The 23,330-nt window shown below is 42.2% G+C and carries 25 protein-coding genes and 3 pseudogenes; 1 reads left to right on the top strand and 27 read right to left on the bottom strand.

The features are described from left to right. Window positions 1-16 precede the first annotated feature (16 nt). The 11 genes and pseudogenes from SCRDD08_RS03070 to SCRDD08_RS03020 all read right to left on the bottom strand — a co-directional run bounded on the left by SCRDD08_RS03070 (window position 17) and on the right by SCRDD08_RS03020 (window position 6,737). Window positions 17-334 carry a hypothetical protein gene (locus SCRDD08_RS03070; RefSeq protein ID WP_061422392.1) on the bottom strand — a complete coding sequence of 106 codons (318 nt, stop codon included), beginning with the start codon at window positions 332-334 and terminating at the stop codon, window positions 17-19. Between the two features lie 89 nt (window positions 335-423). Further along, window positions 424-1,614 (bottom strand): RHS repeat-associated core domain-containing protein, encoded by a 1,191-nt coding sequence (locus SCRDD08_RS03065; protein ID WP_061422391.1) that lies wholly within the window; start codon window positions 1,612-1,614, stop codon window positions 424-426. Window positions 1,615-1,839: 225 nt separating this feature from the next. Further along, window positions 1,840-2,268, bottom strand: coding sequence for a hypothetical protein (locus SCRDD08_RS03060; RefSeq protein ID WP_061422390.1), 429 nt, complete (start codon window positions 2,266-2,268; stop codon window positions 1,840-1,842). Window positions 2,269-2,278: 10 nt separating this feature from the next. After that, window positions 2,279-2,599 carry a hypothetical protein gene (locus SCRDD08_RS03055; protein ID WP_196756165.1) on the bottom strand — a complete coding sequence of 107 codons (321 nt, stop codon included), beginning with the start codon at window positions 2,597-2,599 and terminating at the stop codon, window positions 2,279-2,281. Between the two features lie 152 nt (window positions 2,600-2,751). Beyond that, window positions 2,752-3,009: pseudogene (locus tag SCRDD08_RS12175) on the bottom strand (RHS repeat-associated core domain-containing protein); the annotation flags it as partial. 218 nt (window positions 3,010-3,227) lie between these two features. After that, on the bottom strand, window positions 3,228-3,419 hold the full coding sequence (locus tag SCRDD08_RS11805; protein ID WP_061422388.1) for a hypothetical protein: 192 nt from the start codon (window positions 3,417-3,419) through the stop codon (window positions 3,228-3,230). A 60-nt stretch (window positions 3,420-3,479) separates the two neighbouring features. Next, complete coding sequence (locus tag SCRDD08_RS03040; RefSeq protein ID WP_061423253.1) at window positions 3,480-3,866, bottom strand: hypothetical protein; 387 nt, start codon at window positions 3,864-3,866, stop codon at window positions 3,480-3,482. Window positions 3,867-3,876: 10 nt separating this feature from the next. Then, on the bottom strand, window positions 3,877-5,403 hold the full coding sequence (locus SCRDD08_RS10970) for a pre-toxin TG domain-containing protein (RefSeq protein WP_196756164.1): 1,527 nt from the start codon (window positions 5,401-5,403) through the stop codon (window positions 3,877-3,879). Then, window positions 5,393-6,052, bottom strand: a complete 660-nt coding sequence (locus SCRDD08_RS03030) for a DUF4176 domain-containing protein (RefSeq protein ID WP_061422387.1) — start codon at window positions 6,050-6,052, stop codon at window positions 5,393-5,395. The genes SCRDD08_RS10970 and SCRDD08_RS03030 overlap by 11 nt, the downstream gene beginning before the upstream one ends. Beyond that, on the bottom strand, window positions 6,049-6,333 hold the full coding sequence (locus tag SCRDD08_RS03025; RefSeq protein WP_061422386.1) for a hypothetical protein: 285 nt from the start codon (window positions 6,331-6,333) through the stop codon (window positions 6,049-6,051). Before SCRDD08_RS03025 ends, SCRDD08_RS03030 begins: the two co-directional genes overlap by 4 nt. A gap of 11 nt (window positions 6,334-6,344) precedes the next feature. Then, entirely contained in the window at window positions 6,345-6,737 is a 393-nt protein-coding gene (locus SCRDD08_RS03020) for a hypothetical protein (protein WP_125390189.1), read from the bottom strand. Window positions 6,738-7,058: 321 nt separating this feature from the next. Between SCRDD08_RS03020 and SCRDD08_RS03015 the strand changes: the two are divergent. Beyond that, window positions 7,059-8,444 (top strand): annotated as a pseudogene (locus SCRDD08_RS03015) (IS1182 family transposase). A gap of 91 nt (window positions 8,445-8,535) precedes the next feature. Here SCRDD08_RS03015 and SCRDD08_RS03010 read toward each other — a convergent pair. From SCRDD08_RS03010 to SCRDD08_RS02940, 16 genes and pseudogenes are all read right to left on the bottom strand, one after another. Next, window positions 8,536-9,936 (bottom strand): amino acid permease, encoded by a 1,401-nt coding sequence (locus tag SCRDD08_RS03010; protein WP_061422384.1) that lies wholly within the window; start codon window positions 9,934-9,936, stop codon window positions 8,536-8,538. Between the two features lie 130 nt (window positions 9,937-10,066). Beyond that, a complete protein-coding gene (locus SCRDD08_RS03005) occupies window positions 10,067-12,055 on the bottom strand; it encodes an ABC transporter permease (protein ID WP_061422383.1) in 1,989 nt (662 codons plus the stop codon). Further along, the gene (locus tag SCRDD08_RS03000; RefSeq protein WP_061422382.1) at window positions 12,048-12,815 is read right to left on the bottom strand and encodes an ABC transporter ATP-binding protein; all 768 of its coding nucleotides are present in this window, start codon (window positions 12,813-12,815) and stop codon (window positions 12,048-12,050) included. Before SCRDD08_RS03000 ends, SCRDD08_RS03005 begins: the two co-directional genes overlap by 8 nt. Before the next feature lie 382 nt (window positions 12,816-13,197). Continuing rightward, window positions 13,198-13,329, bottom strand: coding sequence for a hypothetical protein (locus SCRDD08_RS12080; RefSeq protein WP_005590956.1), 132 nt, complete (start codon window positions 13,327-13,329; stop codon window positions 13,198-13,200). 196 nt (window positions 13,330-13,525) lie between these two features. Beyond that, a complete protein-coding gene (locus SCRDD08_RS02995; protein ID WP_061422381.1) occupies window positions 13,526-13,873 on the bottom strand; it encodes a class Ib ribonucleoside-diphosphate reductase assembly flavoprotein NrdI in 348 nt (115 codons plus the stop codon). A 9-nt stretch (window positions 13,874-13,882) separates the two neighbouring features. Beyond that, entirely contained in the window at window positions 13,883-14,230 is a 348-nt protein-coding gene (locus SCRDD08_RS02990) for a hypothetical protein (RefSeq protein WP_061422380.1), read from the bottom strand. A gap of 178 nt (window positions 14,231-14,408) precedes the next feature. Further along, window positions 14,409-14,975, bottom strand: coding sequence for a TetR/AcrR family transcriptional regulator (locus SCRDD08_RS02985; protein ID WP_061422379.1), 567 nt, complete (start codon window positions 14,973-14,975; stop codon window positions 14,409-14,411). 184 nt (window positions 14,976-15,159) lie between these two features. Then, window positions 15,160-15,561, bottom strand: coding sequence for a DUF3021 domain-containing protein (locus tag SCRDD08_RS02980; RefSeq protein ID WP_061422378.1), 402 nt, complete (start codon window positions 15,559-15,561; stop codon window positions 15,160-15,162). A 10-nt stretch (window positions 15,562-15,571) separates the two neighbouring features. Further along, window positions 15,572-16,027: a LytTR family DNA-binding domain-containing protein gene (locus SCRDD08_RS02975; protein ID WP_061422377.1), complete on the bottom strand. Its 456-nt coding sequence runs from the start codon at window positions 16,025-16,027 to the stop codon at window positions 15,572-15,574. Window positions 16,028-16,047: 20 nt separating this feature from the next. Next, complete coding sequence (locus SCRDD08_RS02970; RefSeq protein ID WP_061422376.1) at window positions 16,048-16,911, bottom strand: ABC transporter permease; 864 nt, start codon at window positions 16,909-16,911, stop codon at window positions 16,048-16,050. A 218-nt stretch (window positions 16,912-17,129) separates the two neighbouring features. After that, window positions 17,130-17,778 (bottom strand): annotated as a pseudogene (locus SCRDD08_RS02965) (ABC transporter ATP-binding protein); the annotation flags it as partial. 150 nt (window positions 17,779-17,928) lie between these two features. After that, complete coding sequence (locus SCRDD08_RS02960; protein ID WP_061422374.1) at window positions 17,929-19,929, bottom strand: ABC transporter permease; 2,001 nt, start codon at window positions 19,927-19,929, stop codon at window positions 17,929-17,931. Further along, window positions 19,910-20,689, bottom strand: coding sequence for an ABC transporter ATP-binding protein (locus tag SCRDD08_RS02955; RefSeq protein WP_005592422.1), 780 nt, complete (start codon window positions 20,687-20,689; stop codon window positions 19,910-19,912). Before SCRDD08_RS02955 ends, SCRDD08_RS02960 begins: the two co-directional genes overlap by 20 nt. 83 nt (window positions 20,690-20,772) lie before the next feature. Next, entirely contained in the window at window positions 20,773-21,531 is a 759-nt protein-coding gene (locus SCRDD08_RS02950) for a TraX family protein (protein WP_061422373.1), read from the bottom strand. A gap of 111 nt (window positions 21,532-21,642) precedes the next feature. After that, entirely contained in the window at window positions 21,643-22,623 is a 981-nt protein-coding gene (locus tag SCRDD08_RS02945; RefSeq protein WP_061422372.1) for a sensor histidine kinase, read from the bottom strand. Then, window positions 22,607-23,293 (bottom strand): response regulator transcription factor, encoded by a 687-nt coding sequence (locus SCRDD08_RS02940; protein WP_061422371.1) that lies wholly within the window; start codon window positions 23,291-23,293, stop codon window positions 22,607-22,609. Before SCRDD08_RS02940 ends, SCRDD08_RS02945 begins: the two co-directional genes overlap by 17 nt. Window positions 23,294-23,330: the final 37 nt, after the last annotated feature.

Raw genomic sequence — 23,330 nt, 5'->3', positions numbered from 1 at the left:
ATAAACCTTAATCGGGTCATAAGATAAATTTCCTGAATAATTCTGGAATTCCACCTTCTTGTGTAAATAAAGTCTTTACAGCAAAATCATTATCGCAAAAAACAACTTCTTGAAAGTCATTATCAATTCTCCACTCAATATCCGTATAAGGAATATTATCATTTTCTACATTAACAATTTCAAACCACCCTATTTTCACTCCATAAAAAATAATATCTTCTAATATCTGAGTTGAATATCCTTTATTTTTAATAAAAAATGAAAATAAAGTCGAAATGATAGCATCTTCTTCCGCTATTGATAGTAGTAGTTCTCTTAAATCCTCAAAAGTCATTTTACCTACCTCCAGTCAATGGAATTCTAACTGTACCCTCACCTACTGTTGCTTTTAAATATGGAACACTATGAATTTCATCCGTAGCATCAACATAACCAAACCATATTATGTCCACTTGGGTCTGTATAGTTAACAGGATTGTTCTGCACATAACTGTAGCGGTTCTGGCTAAGAGGGTCTGTGTCCTCTCCTGGGTAGCTATCCTCGCTTAAGAAAGTACCTCCCTGACTATCATAATACCTTGCGCGTAAGTAGTCAAGTCCAGTATCGTCACGAGCTTCGCCGTTATAGGCAAAGGGATTCCCTGTTGTGTCTGTGCTTGTCTTTCTTGCCCCATAGAGGTTATAGCTAGTTGAGGCGACGGCTTGTCCATCCTTGGTCAAGCCTGTCACAGAGGCTGACTGATTGGTCAAGTAGTTGTAGCTGTCGCCTGTTTGGTTGTTGAGGTAGCTAGCTCGACCCTTGCCGTAGCTATAGGTCTCACGGGCCTTGCCATCATGGTCATAGGTTTCGAGGACTTCTGTATGTTCACGATTGACATCATTGACATAGTTGCGTTCCTCGTAGTAGTTGTAGGTGTCCTCTCGTGTAGTATAAGGGATGAGGACATCCTGAACCTGACTGGCATAGGTCACTTCTCCCTGACCCGGTAAGTTTCCAAGTTCTGGTGGGTTGACAACGATCCCCTCCTTGGTCGCTCGATCCTTAGCCACCTTCTGGTGGTAGGCTGTCGATACATCGTCAAAGATGCTGTGCCAGATGCTTCCTATTGTCTGTGGTAAAGTAGACAGGGCTTGGAGGACATTCTGAGTAAAGCCATACCAGAAGAGGGAGTGTTGCTCCCCACTTGGGGCTGTGTATGGTGATTTGCGACCTGACTTGGTATCCTTTGGTTTACGTTGGAAGAGCTGGTAGGTGTTCTTGCCTTCCTTACGACTGGCAGTGAAGACACGGTTATCATCCCCGTCGTAAAGCGCAGCCATGAGCAGGCCTTTCTTGTCCTTGATCGCAAGCAGACGGTTCTCTGTGTCGTAGATGTAGTCTAGCTTTTCTGAATTCTTCTCAGAAGCGATGCGATTGCCATTCTTGTCGTAGGTATAGGTGATGGTACCATCTGGCCCTTCCAGTTTGGTCAAGCGGTTATGGTCATCGTAGGTAAAGCGTGTCTGGCTCTCCTTGCCATCTACCGTCTCAGTGCTAGTCAGTTTATTGCCCGCTAGGTCATAGGTGTAGGAGAGTTTAGAGAGTTCCTTACCAGCTCCATCCGATACGGTCATGTTTTCCACTTGACCCAGAGTATCGTAGGTATAGGTATGGACTAGTGTTTCGCCATCCTGCTTGATGGTTTCCTTGGCGATATGAGCTTATACTGCTTGTCTACTGTGAGGCTAGTATAAAATAAACTAGGGGAAAATTTCCCCTAGTTAGAAATTGAACTAAGTCACAAATTGTATTTGTGAAAGTGATTTATACTTTCCAATCATCTAAATTCAACACTTTACTCACTCTAAAGTTTCATTATCCTGCCAAAAGAAATGAGCACTCTTTAAATCAAGATGTTCTATCTGAATATCACGACAAACAATTGTCATTTGCAACAAACCAATATCAACCATACACTTCACAAAATCAGGATTCTCCTCATAAATTTGTAAAGAAATTTCTTGACCATGATGATGTAATTCTCCTCTAGTCATGTTTTTAACGGATTGATCTTTTCTCCACTGAATGTCTAAAGCATCATTGCTATACTCTACTTTTGCGCATACTAAAAACTTAATTTCCCAGTATTTTTCTTTGTTATGATAATCTTCTATGCACAAAGAAACCTCATCTCCAAAATAGGATATCTTTAAATCTAGTATTCCCATTTCCCAATAATCTATTGCTGCAATCTCTTTTTGTTTAGTTATTAAATTAAATAGTAACATAACTCTCTCCTTACCATTTATCCCAAGGAATATGTCCCGCAGGGCTTTTTACATCAACATTATTCCCATGAATATCTAACGGTTTCCCATTTTTATCATAAATGTGCATATGAGTATAATCTGTACCAACATTATCAGGTGGATCAATACGGACTCTCATTTTCCCATTCTCCTTAATATGAACACGTCCATTATTTTCGTGGAATGTCCAGCCTTCTGGCAGTCTTCCTTTTAGCTCCTGTATATTTAGGTCAACTATCTCTTTTGGAGATAATTTATCTAATTTAGGAGGATTAAAAAGCTTACCAGCATCGGACGCCTTGTCTACCACTCTTGCAGCTTTCGAAGCATCATTAGCTTTATCAGCTGCCTTCGCAACTTTTGATGCATCATTGACTGCGTCTACTGTATCGAGTGCTTTTTCAAGTTTCCTTAATTTGCCAGCCTTAGCTATAGGATAGAAATAACTTGCAATATCAAAAGCTAACTCTGCACCGCCGACCCAATCATTCTATGCCCACTTGGGTCTGTATAGTTGACAGGGTTATTCTGCACATAGCTGTAGCGGTTCTGACTGAGAGGATCCGTCGCCTCACCTGGGTAGCTATCCTCGGTTAAGAAAGTACCTCCCTGACTATCATAATACCTTGCTCGTAAGTAGTCAAGTCCAGTATCGTCGCGGGCTTCGCCATTATAGGCAAAGGGATTCCCTGTTGTGTCTGTGCTTGCCTTGCTTGCCCCATAGAGATGATAGCGACTGGATGCGGCAGCTTGTCCATCTGATGGAGTTCAGTGAGAGGCAAAATATCTTTTCATAGCAAAACACCCCAAAGAATTAGACTTTCTATCTAACTTTTGGGGTGCAGTTCAGTTTCTATCAATATTCCTTCAAAAGATATAACCAACTGAAGTTTGATATATCTTTGATAATCTCTATATAATTAGTTTCGACTCTACTTCTAATCATTCTTTATTATATAGACTTGAAAACTCTTTAAAACTCCTACTACTACATATTTTTTAGCATCATTTTCCCACCAGGGCAACACTTCTTCTTTCAGAATTTCTAAAAATAGCTCCTTCGAAACAAGATCATCCGCTAAGAAAGAATTATAATTGTCAAATACAAAAGCATATTTATCTGCTTTCAACCATAAAAAAGTAGGTATCCAATCTATTGTTTTAGTTAACTTTTAATAACTGATAAAAACTTAATACTCTTCACAGATAACTTCAATATCTTCATCTGAAATATCTGGATTATATTTTAGGATAAATTTTTTTATATTATTTATATCCTCATCTGTCATATATTCAACTTGGAACTCAATAATAAAATCAACTATACTTTCATTTCCTGAAATAATAATCATAGCATCCTTAAAAAACTTTCCTAAAAATATTTGTCCTACATGTAAATATCCTGTAGATGGACTAGAAAAATACTGCCCCCATTTTATATCATTTGAATAGTTTATATCCTGTTTATTATAATAAAAATGAGAATTAATTATCTGTTGACTAATATCTAACAATTTCAATAATCTATCTATAATGGCTAAATCTACTACCGCTATTCTCAATTCAATGTTTACCATAATTTCATTCCTATTTATCAATAAATCCCTTGAAAGAACCATCCATATTTAATCTCATCCCCCGTCCATCAGGTAATTTTTTCTCAAGAAAACTAATACCTCTATCAGTTGTATGAATCATGAAGTCCCCTGGTGATTTAAGTATATCATTAATATGTTCCATGGCTTGCCTATTTATTGACTCTGAATTCCCTTTTACTGCGCCCCAAATCTGCGGATTTCTGCCAGCGTGCTTTTGTAAAGCATGGCCTGCTATAGTTTCCCCTCCGCTGTTTCTAATTATATTAGCAGTATCATTAATTCTATCTACATCAACTATTTTTACTATATCTGACGCCTTGTCTACCGCCTTTGCAGTATCCGTAGTCTTATCCACCGCCTTGACTGCATCTGCTACATCATCTACCTTGTCAGCTGTCTTTGCGATTTTCCCTAACTTACCCGCTTTGCCAGCTTTGAGGAAGGGTAATATATCTAAGGCGAGCCATAAACCTGCTTCTAAGCGACTGGTCTCCTCACCCGTAACTGGATCAATCCCTGTAATCAAGCGGTAAACGTCATAGATTCCAAAAATTTCGCCTAAAATATGTTGGCCAGTTGTGAGGGTCCTATCCCAAACTTCTTGATTTAACCGAGCTAATTCAGCTTGAGAACGATAAGGCACGGTCCTCTCCATCGTCTTATCATAGCGATAACTCTTAGAAAGCTCACTAATAGCCTGAAGATCGCCTTTGTTAGCTTTCTCAATCAAGTCTTTGGTCTTCTCATCCAGCTTATATGGTTGCATGGAAGCCTGAACAGGACGCTTACTGTAATAGGAATCTACCAAGGAACGAGCTAGTTTCTGCTGAAGCATGACTCTATAATTGGACTGGTGACTAAGTAGCTGGTATTGCGTTACAGATAAAGCAAAGTTTTGATTCGTATAAAGTGCCCTGGCCTTTTCAGTCGCATACTGCGGCCCCTGAACAGATCTCAGTACTCCAAGTTGGGCATTCTGTTGCGAGATAATACTGGAAAAAGTCTCTGGTCTAGGCAAATCATTGAAAGCTGACATCTTATCCGTTGTATCCGTCAAAATTTGCTTAGCCGCACTCAGATTACTGGATATATCCGAGGTTGAAGACGCATCCAGTGTGATTAAGTCTGATATCCTTGAATAAGTTCCAGATAGACTCTGCCGAATAGTGGCCAAGCCCTGACTAATCCCTGGAAAGATAGTGCCCAACTCTGCCAGATAGTCCGTATCAATCACTGCATCCTGAGCACTCTCTCCCACCTCCGACTGAAAGGTGCTAATCAATGCCTCGTAGTCAGCTGACATAATCTCCAAAGCTGTCAGATAATGCGTCATCATAGGCATCTGGTGGTTCTTAACTTTAGCATCAATAGCTGTCTTTACATCTCCCTGCAGTGCCTGACTCTCTACAATCTGATTCAATTTTGAGCGGGCTAATTCAACCTGCCCCCGCATCAGCTTGATTGAAGTAGCCAATTTGGTCTTGTTACTCTGCACTTCATTCATATCAATCTTCATTGGCAACCTCCACATCATAAATGGTAGAGTAGACAGATCCCTTGAAATAGAACTCTCTCAACTCCTTATCGCAATGCTGGCTGTCTTTTGCATCACTGTAACCTTCGGAAATCACCCGCTTGATAAAGAGATTACTGATGTAGAGAGGCAATGTATCAAAACGCATACCGTAAGGATAGACATGTCCTGCGTAATCAATGTATGACTGAGAATCCAATTGCAGTCGACGACCAGATAGAACTGCATAAAAATCCATCTCCTCCGAAGCAAACTGCTCAACCAACTCGGTCGGAAGCAGCTCCTTATCCAGCTCCACAATCGTTCCCAATGGGTAGATCTTACTGAAGGCCAAATCAACTAAAGCAAAAAAGCGAATAAACACAGAAAAGGATACACGATAGGCGGTCTCAATCCGCTCAATCTCAACTTCTTCCTGATGATAATGAAAACTGAATAGAAGCGGAGCCCCAATCAATGGCTTGTACCTGCATTTGGACTCTCCTTTCAGAAAAGCAATATAGCAGGAGCGCAACACTTTGGGATGACCCGCTAAGGTCATGCCAATCGTGCGTAAATGTTGGTGTTCTGCTTCACACAGACTCAGCTCCTCTAATCCCTGCTCGAATATATACAACTGCAATTCGTTCATTTCTTCCCCCTCGAACTTTGAATATTGGATGCTTCCGTATGATCATCAGCAACTTTATTCTGTGCTGCACGGTTCATATTTACCACATCCGTACTGGTAAAAGTCCGCAAACTACTTAATGAACTGTTTAATAGCGTAATATAGTCATTAAAATTCACAAAAGGGGTTAAGTCTGAGTTGTTAAATTCCAGCGGAGTCATATCAAAAATAGAGGATACATAAGTTTCAGCAGATTTAGTAGTACTTTCCCATACTGACAAATCAACTTTTGTTTCTGACATTTAATTTCCTCCTACGAATAGCTGAGAGCTATGGAGTAGTAACTATCTGCTTCTGTAAAGGCCATCGAACTCTTTCTTAGTAAACTATCTGCTTCATCTTGAAGTTCCTTAATTTTACTACTAATCTCACCTTTATTTGAAGTTTGTTTAGACTGGTAGGTCATTAGATTTTGTTTAGCATGGGTGCATTTCTCTAAAAATCTACCCTTTACACTTCCTCTAAAACGAGACCCATCTACCTTCTCCAGTCGAGAAAAATCATTGCTCAGTAGTGAATTGATATTTTCAATTTGTTGGTCTAACTCACGATTTGCCTGCTCTAAGCGCTCAATCTTAGCAAGTAGCTCTTGACGTTGAGCTTGCAGATTGTTGCCTTTCTTTATACTTGTCTGATATTTTTCCATATAAAAATTGGCCAGTTGAGGATTTGACTTCATAAAATCTGACAATTCCTTCCGTTTTTATATCATTGTCACTATCCACATTCTACCATATTTTATTACTGATTTCTAGAAAATATAGATGAATATTGACAGAGAAGAAATTGCAAAATTATCATATTACTGCTCTTATGTCCTCATAGCAGATTCGGATCATATTCAAAAAAGAAACTCTTCACAGAGTTTCTCAGATTGAAGACAAAGTCCTTAGAACTCAAGTTTCTAAGGGCTTTTCTTTTTGTAAAGTCGTATAATAAAGGTAAGAAGAATTGTGAGGTATTCTCTATGTTTCACAAAGAAAAACCAGATTATCATCGCTGCCAATATGGCTTCTATACGATCGACGAATTGGTCCCAGAGGATCACTTTCTTCGCCAAGTGGAATCAGAGGTTGATTTTGACTTTATCTATGACTTAGTTGAAGATACCTATAGCCCCGATCAGGGTCGTCCTAGTCTCGATCCTGTCATGTTAGTCAAAATCCCTTTAATTCAATGTTTTTATGGCATTCGCTCCATGCGCCAAACGATTAAAGACATTGAAGTAAACGTCGCTTATCGTTGGTTTCTTGGGCTAAGCTTGGATGACAAGGTGCCCCATTTTACTACATATGGAAAGAATTACAGTCGTCGCTTTCAAGATAAAGCACTGATTGCTGAGATATTTTCACAAGTACTCCATCAAGCTTTATGTGCTGGTTTGATTAATCCTTCTGAAATATTTGTGGATGGTACCCATATCAAAGCGGCAGCTAACCGTCACAAGTATCATAAGGAAATGGTTGCCCAACAAGCTAAATTTATGAGTGAGCAATTGGCAGTTGAGATTGATTTAGATAGGAGAAAACACGAAAAAAAGTCCTTAAAGCCCGCAAAAGAAAGCGAGGCTAAAGAAAAGAAAATCTCAAGGACAGATCCTGAGAGTGGTTGGTTCCACAAGGGGGAACACAAGGAAGTATTTGCCTATTCTGCCCAAGTAGCTTGTGATAAGCATGGCTGGGCCTTAGCTTATAGTGTTGAAGCAGGAAATGTTCATGATAGTCAGGCTTTCCCTGCCCTTTTTTCAAAGTTAGAAGCTTTCTCCCCACGCTACATTATTGCGGACTCAGGCTATAAGACCCCAGCTATTGCCCATTATTTATTACAGCGAAACATTATCCCCGTCTTCCCTTATACCCGCCCCAAGGGAGTAAAGGGGAACTTAAGACCCGGTGATTTTGTTTATGATGCCTTCTATGACTGTTACCTCTGTCCAGAGAACCAAGTATTGGCCTATTGCACGACGACTCGAGAAGGCTACCGTGAGTATAAGAGTCATCCAAAAGTATGTGTTTCCTGTCCCCTATTATCCGTTTGTACTCGAAGCCAGAATCAACAGAAAGTCATCACAAGACATGTATGAAAGGACGCGCTTGAATTTTGTGAAGAGATTCGCCACCAAAAAGGGATGAAGGAGCTCTATAAGAAACGCAAAGAAACTATTGATCGGCTCTTTGGGACAGCCAAAGAATACCACAATCTCCGTTATACAAGAGAGAAAGGCAAGTCCAAGATAGAAGATAAGATTGGGCTTACTTTGGCGTGTTTGAATCTCAAAAAACTAGTAAAAATGAGGGTGGGCAAGCCTTTTTATTTTGTTCTAAATCCGATTTTTGGATGGAATAGCAGATGATGAGACAAAATATTTTTGAAAATACAAAAAGACAAACGCCAAAAATGACGTTTGTCTACGTTCTGAGAAACTCTTCACAGAGTTTCTTGCATTATCTTTCTTTCACTTCTATTTCCGAATGACGATAGCCATAGCCAAAGTAAATCAAAATTCCTAAAAGAAGAGCGATTCCAAAGGCCAACCAAGTGTCCCACGTGTACTGAGTCATAAAGGAAAGGCAGATGACAATGGACAAAATCGGAGTTAGAGGCACCAGCGGAGTTTTAAAATCTCCTGCCTTAGGCTGCCCTTTTTCCTTCCGCAACTTCAAAATGGCAAAGGCCAGCATAATCAGATAGGCCAGAGTACAGATGTTGAGGAAAGAAGCGATGCTGGCAAGAGGGAAGATACCCGCACAGATAGCCGAGGCAATCCCCACTAAGATGGTAGCATTTTGAGGCACACGGCTAGTAGCAGTTAATTCCTTGAAAGACCGCGGTAAAAGTCCGTCGCGCGCTATACTGTAAATCATCCGAGACAAGGCATAGGTCATGGAGATGCAGACAGTGATCAGGGTCAAAATCGCTACGATAGAAACATAATTGGCCGCCCAATCCAACCCAATACTGCGAAGTGAGAAAGCTACTGCATCTGGAACATTTAGCTTGGTATAGTGTACCAAGCCTGTCAAAACCAAGGTTACTAAGATATAGAGGATGGTCACAATCCCAAGGGAAAGAACAATGCCGCGCGGCACATTTTTTTGAGGCTCTTTGATCTCATCCACAGACATAGAAATCGACTCAAAGCCCAGAAAAGCAAAGAACATCAGAGAAGCTCCAGCCATAATCCCCGTCTGACCGCCATAGATCTGACCAAAGCCGAAAGGTGCAAAATTGGACCAATTCTCAGGTTGAAGATGGAAAAGCCCAACGAGAATAAAGAGAGCTAAGGCTGAGAATTTGAGGACTACTAAGGCTGAATTGAAGCGCAGGGCTGCTTTTGAATTCAGAAGTACCACGCCTGTCACAAAAAGAATGACCAAAATTGGCAAAATATCGACATAGGTCCCTGCTTGTGGAGCAAAAGTTCCATTTAAGGCAGTCGGTAGCTGGATATGAAAGCCGCTCAAAAGCCCTTTCAAGTAAGAACCCCAGCCAGAAGCCACACCTGATATAGCTGTCATAAATTCCATGATGGTCAGCCAACCAGCCAGCCAAGCCGGAAATTCTCCTAAAACAGCGTAAATATAGCTGTAAGCTCCACCATTAGCTGGAACTCGAGAGGCAAATTCCGCATAAAACAGGGCAGAGATACTGACACACAGGGCAGAAATCACGATCGACACAATCAGAGCTGGACCAGCATAAGTCGCCGCACCAATTCCTGTAACCGTGAAAATCCCTGTACCAACCATGGCCCCGATCCCTAAAAGAATCAAATCCATCAGTTTCAGGTGCCGCCGCATTCCCGTCCTGTTTTTACTGGCATCTTTTTTTCGAAAAATATTCATAAAATCTCCCTCCAAAGCATAGATGGTTTATTATATCATAGATTATTGGATTTACCAAAGTCTCTTTTAAAATACCACTTTATCATTTGGCAAAGAAATGCAAAATAAGAAGCTGGGAAATCCCAACTTCTTACATAGAGACAATTTTACGATAACTGCGAGAAGTAATCATGAAGACGATCACATAGCTGATAAAGAAGATCGCACAGACACCCAGTGTCACAGCCAGCATGAGAGCTGAGTTAAGAACACCGAGAGCAGACAAGATCAAGCTCAGCATATGATAGGCAAAGGTCAGATGGATAAAGGCAAAGGCCAGCGGCAGGAAGAAAACAATCAAGATCTGTTTCCGAATGGTTTGTCTGATTTGCTTCTCATCCAGACCGACCTTTTGTAGAATCACAAAGCGATCCCGATCCTCGTACCCTTCTGAAATCTGCTTGTAGTAGATGATTAGGATGGTTCCCAGCATAAAGACGATTGATAGGAAGATACCGATGAAGAACATGCCACCCAGCATGCCTTTGATTTCTTGCTTATCAAAAGCTGTTACCGAACCATAGACCGCTTGATTCTCAGGCAAGGTCTGATTAAACTGATTCAATTTTTCTTGGTAAGCATCCCTCAGATTACGCTGTTCTTCCGTTGACAGCTTTGTATCAAGCCAACCATAATAATTAAGGTTTACAGCATATTTATCCGTCATTGCAGAGAAGATTTGGTCGGGATTTTTAAGAACCATGTAGATTTTCTCTGGGACGATCATGTTCATCTGGTCTGGCAAATTGCCAAAGATAAAGTCTTCTTTGAGTTCTTCCTTGATTTTAAAGGTCTGACCAGCCAGCTGCAAGTCTTGCTTGGAATCCAACTTCACACCTTGCTGATAGAGTGCCACCTCGTCATCCCCAAGATTCAGAGTTTTCCCTGTCATATTCTGATAATCCACTTCTGAAACCGCCAGAATATACGTTTTCGGTGTGACAAATTTTTGAGCGGCAGCATTGATATCAAGCTGGTTGCCAGCACGACTTGTCACTCCCATCGTATAGTATGGATAGACACCTTTCTTTGTGACTGGTAACTGCTGCTCATTCACAAACTCTGTCAGCACTTGGTCCATCTGCTCACCTGTGGTTCCTTTTCCTTGAATGCTAAAATCATGAGGAAACATAGCCTTTTGCATGTAGTCACCACCGGCATAGATGTTAGCTCCGCCAGATAAGGTCACCAAAACCATGGTTGATAGGATAGCAATTGTCGCTAGACCCACCGCATTTTTCTTCATGCGGAAAATCAGGTTGGAAACGGAAATCATGTTATTGGGCTGGTAATAATAGGACTTCTTCTTTTTCAAAAATTTCAGAAAAACCGTAATTCCAGCATTAAAGAGCAGGTAGGTCCCCAGAATCACAAAAAGTACCGCGACAAAGAATGTAAAAATTGCTGATAGAGGATTGGTCACTCCTAGTGCAAGAAAGTAACCATAAGCCAAGGCTGCAAGCCCAAGTAGTGTCTGCAGGAATAAAAAGCGACTTTTCTTTTCTCCGCTATTCTTTTCTTTGACCAATTGCAATGCATCAAGCTTTCTCAAGCGCAGACCATTGCTGATCATCAAGCAGAAAAAGACAAAGGCATAGAAAACTGCAACCGCGATAACTACAGCAGGCTGAAAAGTTGACACCAAGACGACCTTTATCGCCATGATTTTTAGCAAGAGAGCATAGATCAACTGGTCAAATAAGAGCCCAATCCCTAGTCCAAGGATAAGAGTGACCAGACCAAATACCAGTAATTCAATTACCACCATGACAAAGAGGTGGAATTTATTTAGTCCTAGCACACTGTAGAGACCCAGCTCTTTGGAGCGATTCTTGAAAACAAAGCTATTAGCATAAAAGACGATAATGCTGGTCGTGATGCTGACAATCACCATCCCAAAAGATAGCACCATAGAAACGGCGCTTGCCCCCGTCATTTTTACTAAATTAGGATTAAAGGTCAGAGAGAAAAAGATGTAGGAGATGGCGATAGCCAGGCAAGTCGCCAGAGCGAAAGGATAATAAAGCTTACGATTTTTGATTAAGTTAGAAAGCGCAAGCTTACTAGTTAATCTAAGCATGAGCTTCCACCTCACTTGCCATAACTGTCAGAGTATCGGAAATCTCTTGGAACATCTGCCGCTCGGTCTTGTTGCCACGGAAGATTTGATTGTAAAGAATCCCGTCCTTGATAAAGAGCACCCGCTTGGCGCGGCTAGCCGCTGAAGTCGAGTGAGTTACCATGAGAATGGTTTGGCCGCGGTCGTTGATATCGTCAAAGACATCTAGGAGAGCAGCCGAAGACTTGGAATCCAAGGCTCCTGTCGGCTCATCCGCCAGTAAAATCTCAGGCTCAGTGATGATAGCGCGAGCAACTGCCACCCGCTGCTTCTGACCACCGGAAATCTCATAAGGAAACTTCTCTTGTAGCTTGTTAATCCCCAACTCATTGCAGGTGGCAACCAGCTTTTGCATCATCTCGGTAATGGGACGGCGAGAGAGGACCAAAGGCAGTAGAATATTATCCTTGACCGACAGAGTATCTAACAGATTGAAATCCTGAAAGACAAAGCCTAATTTTTCTCGGCGGAAGCTGGAAGCCTGGCTGTTTTTGATGGTTGCTGTGTCAGTTCCGTTGAGAAAGACGCGGCCCTCAGTCGGCTTGTCCAGCATGGCTAGGATGTTGAGCAGGGTGGATTTCCCAGAACCTGATTCCCCCATAATGGCGACATATTCACCTTTTTCTACCGTAAAATGAATGTCTTTCAAGGCCTCTACTTGGCTGCCCTGAAAGCGGGTTTTATAAATTTTTTTCACGTGTTGTACGTCTAATAATGTCATACTTGAACCTCTTTTTTTATTTATGTGTAAAATGGTTATTTAACTTAGCTTTCAATGCTTTATTAGCTAGTCCTGCTCTAAGATTACCTGAGCCACTGCCTCCTACTGAAAGCGAACTAAAAACGATACTATTATCATACCGAAAAGCCCGATAAGTTTCCATAAGCTAATCTTTCATTTTGGACGCTAATCTTACATTTTTGTCACTTAGCGTTTTTCCAGTTATGGAAAAACCTGATGTTCATTAGAGGGAAAGGGCTGTATGATTTGGGTTACTTTCCCAGTTTGCCTCCCTAAACTTTCAGTTCTATTTGAGCAAAAAGGTGGTGGGACAGAACTAAGCATCTTACTTCTATCCCAGCCCCTTCACTGCATCTGCTTCTTAATGACTATACTGTAGCCAGAAATAATACTGGCTTGATGCACAGCCCAGTCTAGTTTTTTCGATTTCTTCTTTGGAAATCTTTTGCGCCATTTGTGTTTTTTGTTTATGGTTGAAGAGATTTGTTTTCATAGTGGGCCTCCTTTTATTTGGATATTATTTGTGATTTGTTTTTCCTTACACCTATATGATATAAAATTCCCCGTCCCGCTACCATCGAATAACCTTTCATTTTAGGATTTAAACTTACATTTTTGTCATTTTAAAAAAAGATGAGTGATTATCACCCATCCTTTTCCCATATATTTATCATATAAACAATCCGCTCTTAGAGTTTAGCTAGGTATTCCTGTACAAGTTTGACGTCTTCTTCCTTGCCACCTCGGTCAATATCGCAGATATGCGGCAGCCCATATTTTTCGATAATCAAAGGTGTAGCCCCGCAGAAGGTCCGTCCATGCTTAACCGAATCTCCATTATTGACAAAACCCTTAATCAAGCTTGAATGTTTCTTAATAAAGCGCTTAGTGGACCAGGGAATTTTCCCAGCTCCAGCATTTCGCGTGATGAGAATGCAGGGTTCCTCCAACTTTTCCTTGATAGTTTGTGTCGGATAGCCCAGCGATTCTGCAAATTGCTTCCCAACACCCGTAACTGAATCATAAACTATAATCATTTCCTCTACCTACTTTCTCAATAAAAGCACTGCCAGAAAAGCAGCAAAGCCTATAACAGCCACATCCGATATCAGTTGTAAGAGAAATGCTAAATCAGGCATACTGTGAATATAGAGCAAGATACTGATCGTCGTCAAGGCCAAGACCACCAGCTTGACAGCTACCGCCACGCTCGGCATTACAAGCAATCCAACCAAGATACAAAGGAGACCACCAATCAGAAATGACTGAAAGCCTAAACTTAGGCCAAAGCCAAATTCCACACCGCCATAACCAAGGGTCAAAAAACCAATCACAACTAGGCAAAGCCCCAAAATAGCCCTTCCACTCAACAGCATTCCACCTTGTTTCATCATCATTTTCCTCACTTCCCTATTTGAATGAATATTTTTAAAGGTTCATTCACATCTTCTCAAAAAATTGTTTTCCTCTAATTTGCTTAATCCATCGCTCTATATCACACAAATCCACCTCCTTATATGAATGAATATTTTTAAAAATTCATTCACGTTGTCTTCCAAGAAAAGGAAATTCTTATTTAGAAAAAACTCCCTTTAAAAAATATTTCACCAATGTCTCGATACTCTCAAAATAACCTGGAAAATCCTGCTCTGTCACATGCATGTCAATGTAGTAAATCAAATCGTAAGCCTTCATGAGTTGGGCGACTTCCTCTTGTGAGAAGCCCTTCTCCTGCAAACGCTGGCTGAAAGTCCGAATCAGAAACTGGTGAAAGGCATTGGCCGCGCGGCCAGCATCCTGATTATAGTAGTCGTGCAAGATCTGAGAAATGCCCGGCTTGGTCCACTCAGCCAAAATTTTATTAGGCGAAATCAACTCAAAAGTGACTGCAAAAAGCTGCTCAACGACTGCCTCTGGCTCACCCTGCCAATCCACGCGCTGCATGGTTTCCTCACGTATGCGGTTATTCTCAGCTACATAAACCTCTAAAAAAATAGCTTCCTTGGACTCATAATACTTATAAAAGGAGCCAACAGCCATGCCAGCACGCTTGGTAATATCTGAAATATTCGTCTTTTTATAGCCCTTCTCAGCAAACACCTGCCTAGCCTCAGCCAATAATTCAGCTTTTTTGTCCATGACTTCCTCCTTTTATGAATGAATTAAATTTTCTATTCATTCAAATTATAACACTTTAAAAATCTTTGTCAAGAAAATCGGAAATCGTACTTTGGAAAGAAGACGGCAGTTTGAGATAATAGCTCCTTTGTTAAATAAAAAAACAAACAAGTTCTCGATAAAACTTGCTTGTGTATTAGATACATTAGTGTTTTCTACGATTTTTCAAGGCCTCGTTAATTTTCTTGGTTTTAATCATCGAATCGACGGAGATAAGAAACCAAACCAAGAGGTAAATCAAAACAAAGTTTAGCCAGAAGAACCAGCCAAAAAGCATATTTCCCCAGCCATTGCAGATCACAGCTAGACAAACGATGGTCGCTGTCACTACAAAGTGGCAGAAGAGTAGGAAAGGAAATGGAAAGCGATCTGTCGCATCAAAGATATAGCTTGCTACTCCTATCAAGGCGCTGACAAGGAGGACACTGAGAATAGAGCTAGGAGTCAACAAAAATGTTTTTCCTGAGAACAGGCCTACCAGCAGAAAGACCAAACTACCTGTTCTCAGACCATCCTGCATACCGATAAGAATTTTTTTAAAGGTCATGATTCTCCTCCTAAATTCCCAAATAGTCCATGAGCAACTTGACATAGCGGCGACTGACATCGGTTTTGAGCTGATTGGTCAGCTTAGCAGTCATATTACCCGAAAAGCTATCCGACAAGGATTCCAGATGATCGATGTTAATGACTGCGTGGCGAGATACCTGGATAAAATTGCGACTATTGAGACGATTTTGAAAACGAGTCAGCGTTTCTGTCGTTGTGTAAATGCCCTCGGTACTGTAAATCATCAATGTTGTCTGATTGATGTCAGCTAGGATAATATCCTCCGTCTTGAGCATGACCAGCTTATCATCTGACTTAATAGGCAGGACACCACTTGGCCCAGCCTTATAGTGTTCCAGATAGTCTAGGACGGTCTTGGCCTCACCAGCCAGCTGATCAGCTCTCACGACCACCAGCGGGTCTTGGGAGGAAATCTGAGCATCTTCTTCAAATCTTGTCTGCAAACCTAAGCCTCCTACTTTCTTTACTTGAAGCTCATCCGTCGATTCAGCAGCCAATTTTGACCTAGCCAAAACAGGGCTGCTACCGCGAGCACTACTCCAACTATATAGTATGTTTCCTGGCTTGTCAAGAGCTTTTGCCATTCGATACGGATACCTAGGAGCTTCTCAAATTCTTGCTGGAGCTGACTCTGGTCCGCAAAAACTTCAGTCAGAGAATCCTTCATCAGGACTTGTCTGAAGAGGGAAGCCATGTAGGTTGAGGGAGTCAGTTTCATGAGATTTTGGGCAAGGCTGGGCAGAGTCCCAATCGGAATATAGGTTCCCACTAGAAAACCAGAGGCCGCACCGATGACCGTTGCGTATTGCCCCAAGGAATTCACAGATTTGAAATAAGGAACAACTAGCGCATTGAGGAGACTTGCTAGCAAACTATTGAGCAGCATGAGGCCGACCAGCTGGGGAATTAGTGCCCAGTCAAAGGCAATCTTGTCCGCTAGGATAAAGTAGGTCAGCATGACAGCAAACATGAAGACTTGCATGACAAAGCCAATCACAAAGGCACTGATTAAGTAGCTAAACCGCAATCCCCATTGACCCAAATCTGTGATAAAGAGGTCGGCAGTCACCTTTCTTTCTCGGTCTTCAGTTTGTTGTGAAAAAGCTAATAGGGTGGTTGTCAAGGCGGTGACAGCTAGCGTTCCGCTAATCAACCAAAAGTCGAGCAACTCCGCCGCATGGCTACTGTCTGACCAAGAACCTTTCATGTTGTTCTTTAGGAAAACCAGATATAAAACAAAGGGAATAATGGCTCCAAAGAGAGATAGGATCATCCCACTATGATTGCGAAAATAGAGTAAAAAATTTCGTTTGATCAACATTAACATTTAACGTACCTCTCTTCCTGTCAGGGCCATAAAGGCATCATCCATCGTCCCTGGTTGGAATTCAAATTGTTCAATATAGGAGCCAAGCTGGCTCAGCAAAGCCAGCGCTTCTTGGGTCGTCTCTGGGTAAAAGAAAAACTCATTTTCCTTGCCTTGCTCCCATTCGCAGCGAGTCTGCAAAGCGGCCTTCAAGCCCTCTGAATCTGAGGTCAGAGTCCGCAAAACATTGCGGGCATAGCGCTCCTTGATCTGGTCAGCAGAGCCTTGCGCAATGACTTGGCCATGGTCTACGATATAAATCTTATCCGCATTGTCTGCTTCATTGAGATAGTGGGTGGTCAAAACTACGGTCATCTTTTCCTTCTGCTGCAAGTCTTTGAGCAGCTTCCAGATACTTTCTCTAGTCTGGATATCCAAGCTTGTCGTCGGCTCATCTAGAAAAAGTAAGTCAGGGCTATTGAGCAGGGCTCGGGCAATGTCCACCCGTCGCTTTTGTCCACCAGAAAGGGTCCCATAGCGTTGTTTGGCAAAGCTAGCCAGTCCTAGTTGCTCGATCAATTGCTCAATCTTACCAGTCTCCACCTGCTTGTACTGCTTGGCACGGATTCGCAGATTTTCAACTACCGTCAAATTGGCATCTAGCACACTATTTTGAAAGACCACACCCAGTTTGGTTTGTTCTGCATAAGTGATTTGTCCTGATGTTGGCTGCAAAAGTCCAATCAACATCTGAATCGTTGTCGACTTGCCTGCTCCATTAGGGCCCAAAATTGCTGTGAAACTGCCTCTCTCAATCTGAATATTCAGATCATTAACTGCCACCTTATCGCCATAAATCTTGCTAAGATTTCTTGTCTCTACTAACATGATCTTTTCTCCTGTCTTAACTTCTGATACTATGATAGCAAGTCTTTTTTGAAAAATCTCGGCTTTTTGGACAAGCGGTAAAATGAGGGAGACGAGAGGTAAAAATCGAGCCACCAAAAAAATCCCCGACCAGAGGTCAGGGATTTGCTATTAACGAGCGATAATCTTGCGATAGCTTCTGGAAGTCAGAAGAAAGACCAAGATATAGGTCAGCAGGAAAATGCCACATGTTATGATCGTTGTTTGAATGAGCAGAGACACATTGGTCACGCCCAGCAAGGCCACAATCAGACGCAGCATGTGAAAGGCTGCCGCAATATGGCAGAAAGCAAAGATGAGGGGTAGGAAGAAGACGGTCAGAATCTGCTTGCGAATCGTGCTCTTGGTTTGTTTCTCATCCAGACCGACTTTTTGCAGGATGACAAAGCCAGCCCGGTCTTCATAACCTTCTGAAATCTGTTTGTAATAGATGACCAAAACAGCCCCCAACAGGAAGATAATAGAAAGAAAGACACCGATGAAGAGGAGGGTTCCTGTGAGTTCCTGATAGCTCTTTTCTGCGCTATGACGATCACTAGCCATTGCGTAGCTGCCATCTTGGGCCTGTTCCTGATCCAAAGTGTCCCGCAGTCCCAGCTGGACTTGCTCGACAAATTTCTTACTGCCCTTAGTCTCTGAAGCAACTCCAATGTAGTAATAGTGTGCAACATTTAGTCCTACTTCTTTACTATCATTGACCACCATATAGATGCCCTGCTCCATGGCCACGTCGTTTGGATTAGGGATTTCCCCATGCGTGAAATTCGACGGTAAAATCTGCTTAATCTTCCAGTCTTTACCATTTACTCGGAGAGGCTGATCCTTATTTAAGGAAACATTTTTTCCATAGACAAGAGTTTCATCATCTGCCAAGTCTATCTTTTTCCCTGTCATTTTTTCATAATCCTGACGATTGATAACTGTAATCGTGCCGGCAGACTTAGTCAAGATACTTGGATCCGAATCCAGCTCGCTTTGCATTGGAACCGTCACATCATTACCAGCCAGTTTCATGATGAAGGCTGATTGGTAGAGATAGGTAGTATAGCTTGGCTTCTTCAGGCCTGTGTCCTGAGCGACCTGCTGAACCTTGTCCAACATAGCCTCCTTCTGCTCGGTCGATTTTGGTAAGACGACGCTAACATTGTAATCCTTTGGATGCAAGGTAGTAATATAATCCTGACCTCCAACATAGATATTGATTGTACCAACCAGAGTCACTAGGAGCATGGTAGATAGAATGGAGATAGTAGCTAATCCTGCCGCATTTTTACGCATCCGCGAGATGAGATTGGAAACAGAAATGAAATTCTGCGTTTTGTAGTAGTAGCTTTTTCTCTTTTTGAGAAATTGCAGTAGCGTAATCGAGCCTGCATTAAAAAGCAGATAGGTTGCTAGGATAACCATGATCACAGCTATAAAGAAATTGCCGATAGCGGCGACAGGTTTGGTAACGGTCAAAGCCATATAATAAGCTACACTCATGAGCAGGAGCCCTAGCAAGGTTTGCAGAAAAAGGAAGCGTCCCTTCTTCTCGCCTGCTTTCTTTTCTTTCATTAGATTAAGAGAGCTATAGCGTAGAAGTCGGGTAGAGTTGAGCAACAAAATCACCGCAAAAGCGACACCCAGACTGACTAGGGTCACCCAAACATTCTGCCATTGGAAGGTCGAGGCAAGAACGGCCGGCATTCCCATCAATTTCAAAAGAACGGCGTAGAGCATCTTGTCCAAAGCTAGGCCAGACAAGATACCTAGACCAACTGTAGCTAGATAAAAGACACAGAGCTCAAAGAAGGTCATAAGTAGCAAGTGACGCTTTTCCATCCCTAGCACACTATAAACACCGAGCTCCCGCGAACGGTTCTTCATGACAAAGCTATTGGCATAGGTGATAAGGATGAGCACCGCAATCTGAATGACTTGGATACCAAACTGCAAAGTCATGCGAGCTGCTGTACCACCATAAGAAGTTTCCATATTTGGACTGTGAGCCAGTGAGACAAAACTATACAAAATCGCTGTTGCCAGTACCGTTGCCAAGGCAAATGGATAATACAAACTGCGATTTTTAACCAGATTTGATAAGGCCAGTTTACTCGTTAGTTTGAACATAGTTGCCCACCTCACTTGCCATGACCGTCAGAGTATCGGAAATCTCTTGGAACATCTGCCGCTCGGTCTTGTTGCCGCGGAAGATTTGATTGTAGAGAATTCCGTCTTTTATAAAGAGCACTCGCTTGGCCCGACTAGCCGCCGAAGTCGAGTGGGTTACCATGAGAATGGTTTGGCCGCGGTCGTTGATGTCGTCAAAGACATCCAATAGAGCTGCCGAGGACTTAGAATCCAAGGCTCCCGTCGGCTCATCTGCCAGCAAAATCTCAGGCTCAGTGATAATAGCGCGGGCTACTGCCACCCGCTGCTTCTGACCACCAGAAATTTCATAAGGGAACTTCTCTTGGAGTTTATTTATCCCCAGCTCGTTGCAGGTCGTGACCAGCTTTTGCATCATCTCGGTAATAGGACGACGAGAGAGCACCAAAGGCAGCAGGATATTATCCTTAACCGATAATGTATCCAGCAAGTTAAAATCTTGAAAGACAAAGCCTAATTTTTCTCGGCGGAAGCTGGAAGCCTGACTGTTTTTAATAGTTGCCGTGTCAGTTCCGTTGAGAAAGACGCGCCCTTCGGTCGGCTTGTCCAGCATAGCTAGGATGTTGAGCAGGGTGGACTTCCCGGAGCCTGATTCTCCCATAATGGCGACATATTCGCCTTTTTCTACCGTAAAGTGTATGTCTTTCAACGCCTCTACTTGGCTACCCTGAAAGCGAGTTTTATAAATCTTTTTCACATGTTGTACGTCTAATAAGGTCATCATGATCTCCTTTTCTATAATTCCATTTTAATACAGAAACAGCTTTATTTCCATATTTTACTAATTTTTAAATGCCAATATTTTTATCTCTGCACTAGATATGCAATCAGTGCGATGATCCAGAGATGGGCTGGGTAAAAGATATAGAAGAAATACTTGCCCCACTTGCCATTATAGCCTCGCTCGCCATTGTAGAGATGGAGGAAGGGCAAGACGGTAATAAAGGCCCAGTCTGAATTGTAGAGCATCATCGAAATGGTGGCCCCCATGGTTGGGTAAATTTCAATGCTCAGACAGAAGAGTAGAAAAGCCAAGACCATGTAAGAAAAAGTTCTGAGAGCAGGCTGATTGCGGAAGATATAGCTAATCAGCATCAAAGGAATAATGGTCATGCCGCTTTCTGTCAAAAAGACTCCTGCCAAACCAATTAAGGCTGCCGCTCCAATCCGCAAATAGCGCTTCTCATCCATAATCTTTTCACTATTTTTGGAAAGACCAAATACAAGATTGAGCACCAGAACGCCACAGGCTAAGCTGAGAAAGATATTATTCTCAAGATGAATCCCCTTGCTATGAAAGAGCATGGTCAGGATGGTATTGCCCAGCTGCATGATAGCCGCCCAGATAAACAAGCGGGCATTGTAAGCCAAGCGATTGCGCGTATGCAGAAAGCCTTCTACTGCGCTAAAGGCAAACCAGGCAGCTACACAGCGGGTCAGCAGGTGGAAAATCCCGTCCCAGCCTGTCGGCAAAAGCCCTGGAATCTTACCAATATGATCAAAAACCATTAAAAAGGCCATGAAAAGCTTGAGTTGGAAAGCATTGAATCCTCTTGTTTTCATTTCATATCTCCTTGTCTTCTTTATACATCTATCTTACAAAAAAAGAAAGGTCGGTACCATAACCTAACCTTTCAATTTCACTGGCCAACCTTACAAATTTGTAAGAATGCCTTATTCAAATATCATCTTCTTCTCTGAAAAACTAATCATGACAGTTGTTCCCTGACCGACCTGCGAAGCGATGCTGATCTGATGCCCCAGCTCATCTGCAATTTTCTTGGACAGATAAAGTCCCAAGCCAGACGATTGCTGGGTCAAACGACCATTATAGCCCGAAAAACCTCGCTCGAAAACCCTTAGCAAATCCGCATCCTGAATCCCCAGACCGCTGTCTTTGATATAAAGCGTATCCTCCTGAAAATAAATTTCAATCCCGCCTTGACTGGTGTATTTCAGACTGTTCGACAACACTTGCTCCAAAATAACAACGAACCACTTTCTGTCTGTGATGATGGTTCGGTCTAGATCATGCAGATTGAGGCTCAAGCCCTTTTGGATAAAGAAAATCGCATACTTCTTGACAATCTCCTTGACCAAATCTTCAACATTTTCCTTTTTCAAGACCAAATCCTCGTGGAAACTCTCCAAGCGAAGATACTGCAAAACGATATTGACATAGGACTCGATCTTGAAAAGTTCTTGCTCCAGCTGGTTCTTGACCTTCTTGTCCTCAATCTCTCCGACCAGCAATGAACTAGCCGCAATAGGCGTCTTGATCTGATGAGCCCAGAGCGTATAATAGTCCATCAGGTCATTTAGCTTCTCCCTCTCTTCAATCGCACGGTTCTTCTTGTCCATTTCCAAGAGAGCCAGTTTCTCAAAAAGGAGAACCTCTAAGGCTGTCTGAGGCCGACCTGAGGCATAAAAGAGCTGGTTACGGTATTCCTTATAGGCACTAGCTAGATCCATTCCCAAGAAAAAGCTAGCAAGGAGAAAGGCTAAGAGCAGCTGATACTCTAGCAGACTGCGCCCATCCTCGAAAATAAAGGCAAACATCCCCATAATTGAAAATACAATCAGCAAGAGCAACAAGATGAAGCGACGGGAGTACAGATGATGCTTCAAAAAGAAAAATTTATCCTGCATGTCCATTGGTTAAACCGTATCCTATCCCTTTTTTCGTCTCAATAAAATGTTTCAGACCGTGCTCTTCCAGCTTCTTGCGCAGGCGGGCAACATTGACGGACAAGGTATTGTCATCGATAAAGAAATCACTGTTCCAGAGCTCTTTCATCAAGTCATCACGCGCCACGATGCTGCCAGAATGCTCAAAGAGCACCCGCAAAATCTGAAATTCATTCTTGGTCAGCGTCACAATCTCGCCCTCATAGACCAAATCCATGGATTTAAGATTTAAAATCACACCCTGATATTCCAAAAGACTTTGATCCGTCCCAAACTCATACGAACGCCGTAGCAGCCCTTGAACCTTGGCCAAAAAGACATTATTATCAAAAGGCTTGGTCACATAGTCATCTGCGCCCATATTGATGGCCATGACGATATCCATGGACTGGTCACGCGAAGACAGAAACATAATCGGTACCGTCGAAATCTTCCGAATTTCCTGGCACCAATGGTAGCCGTTAAAGAGAGGCAAACCAATATCCATCAGCACCAGCTGGGGCTCCTCCTTAACAAAGGTTGTCAAAACCTGCATGAAGTCTTCAATCGCCACAACCTGATAGCCCCATTGCTCCAGCATTTTTTTGATCATTTGACGGATGACCGCATCATCCTCGACCAGTAAAATCTTGTGCATTCCATTTCCTCACTCATTTTTCTTACTGCTATTATAT

The organism is Streptococcus cristatus (assembly GCF_001578775.1).
In the GTDB taxonomy this organism is placed as follows: domain Bacteria; phylum Bacillota; class Bacilli; order Lactobacillales; family Streptococcaceae; genus Streptococcus; species Streptococcus cristatus_A.
This window is presented reverse-complemented; position numbering and strand designations above follow the sequence as displayed.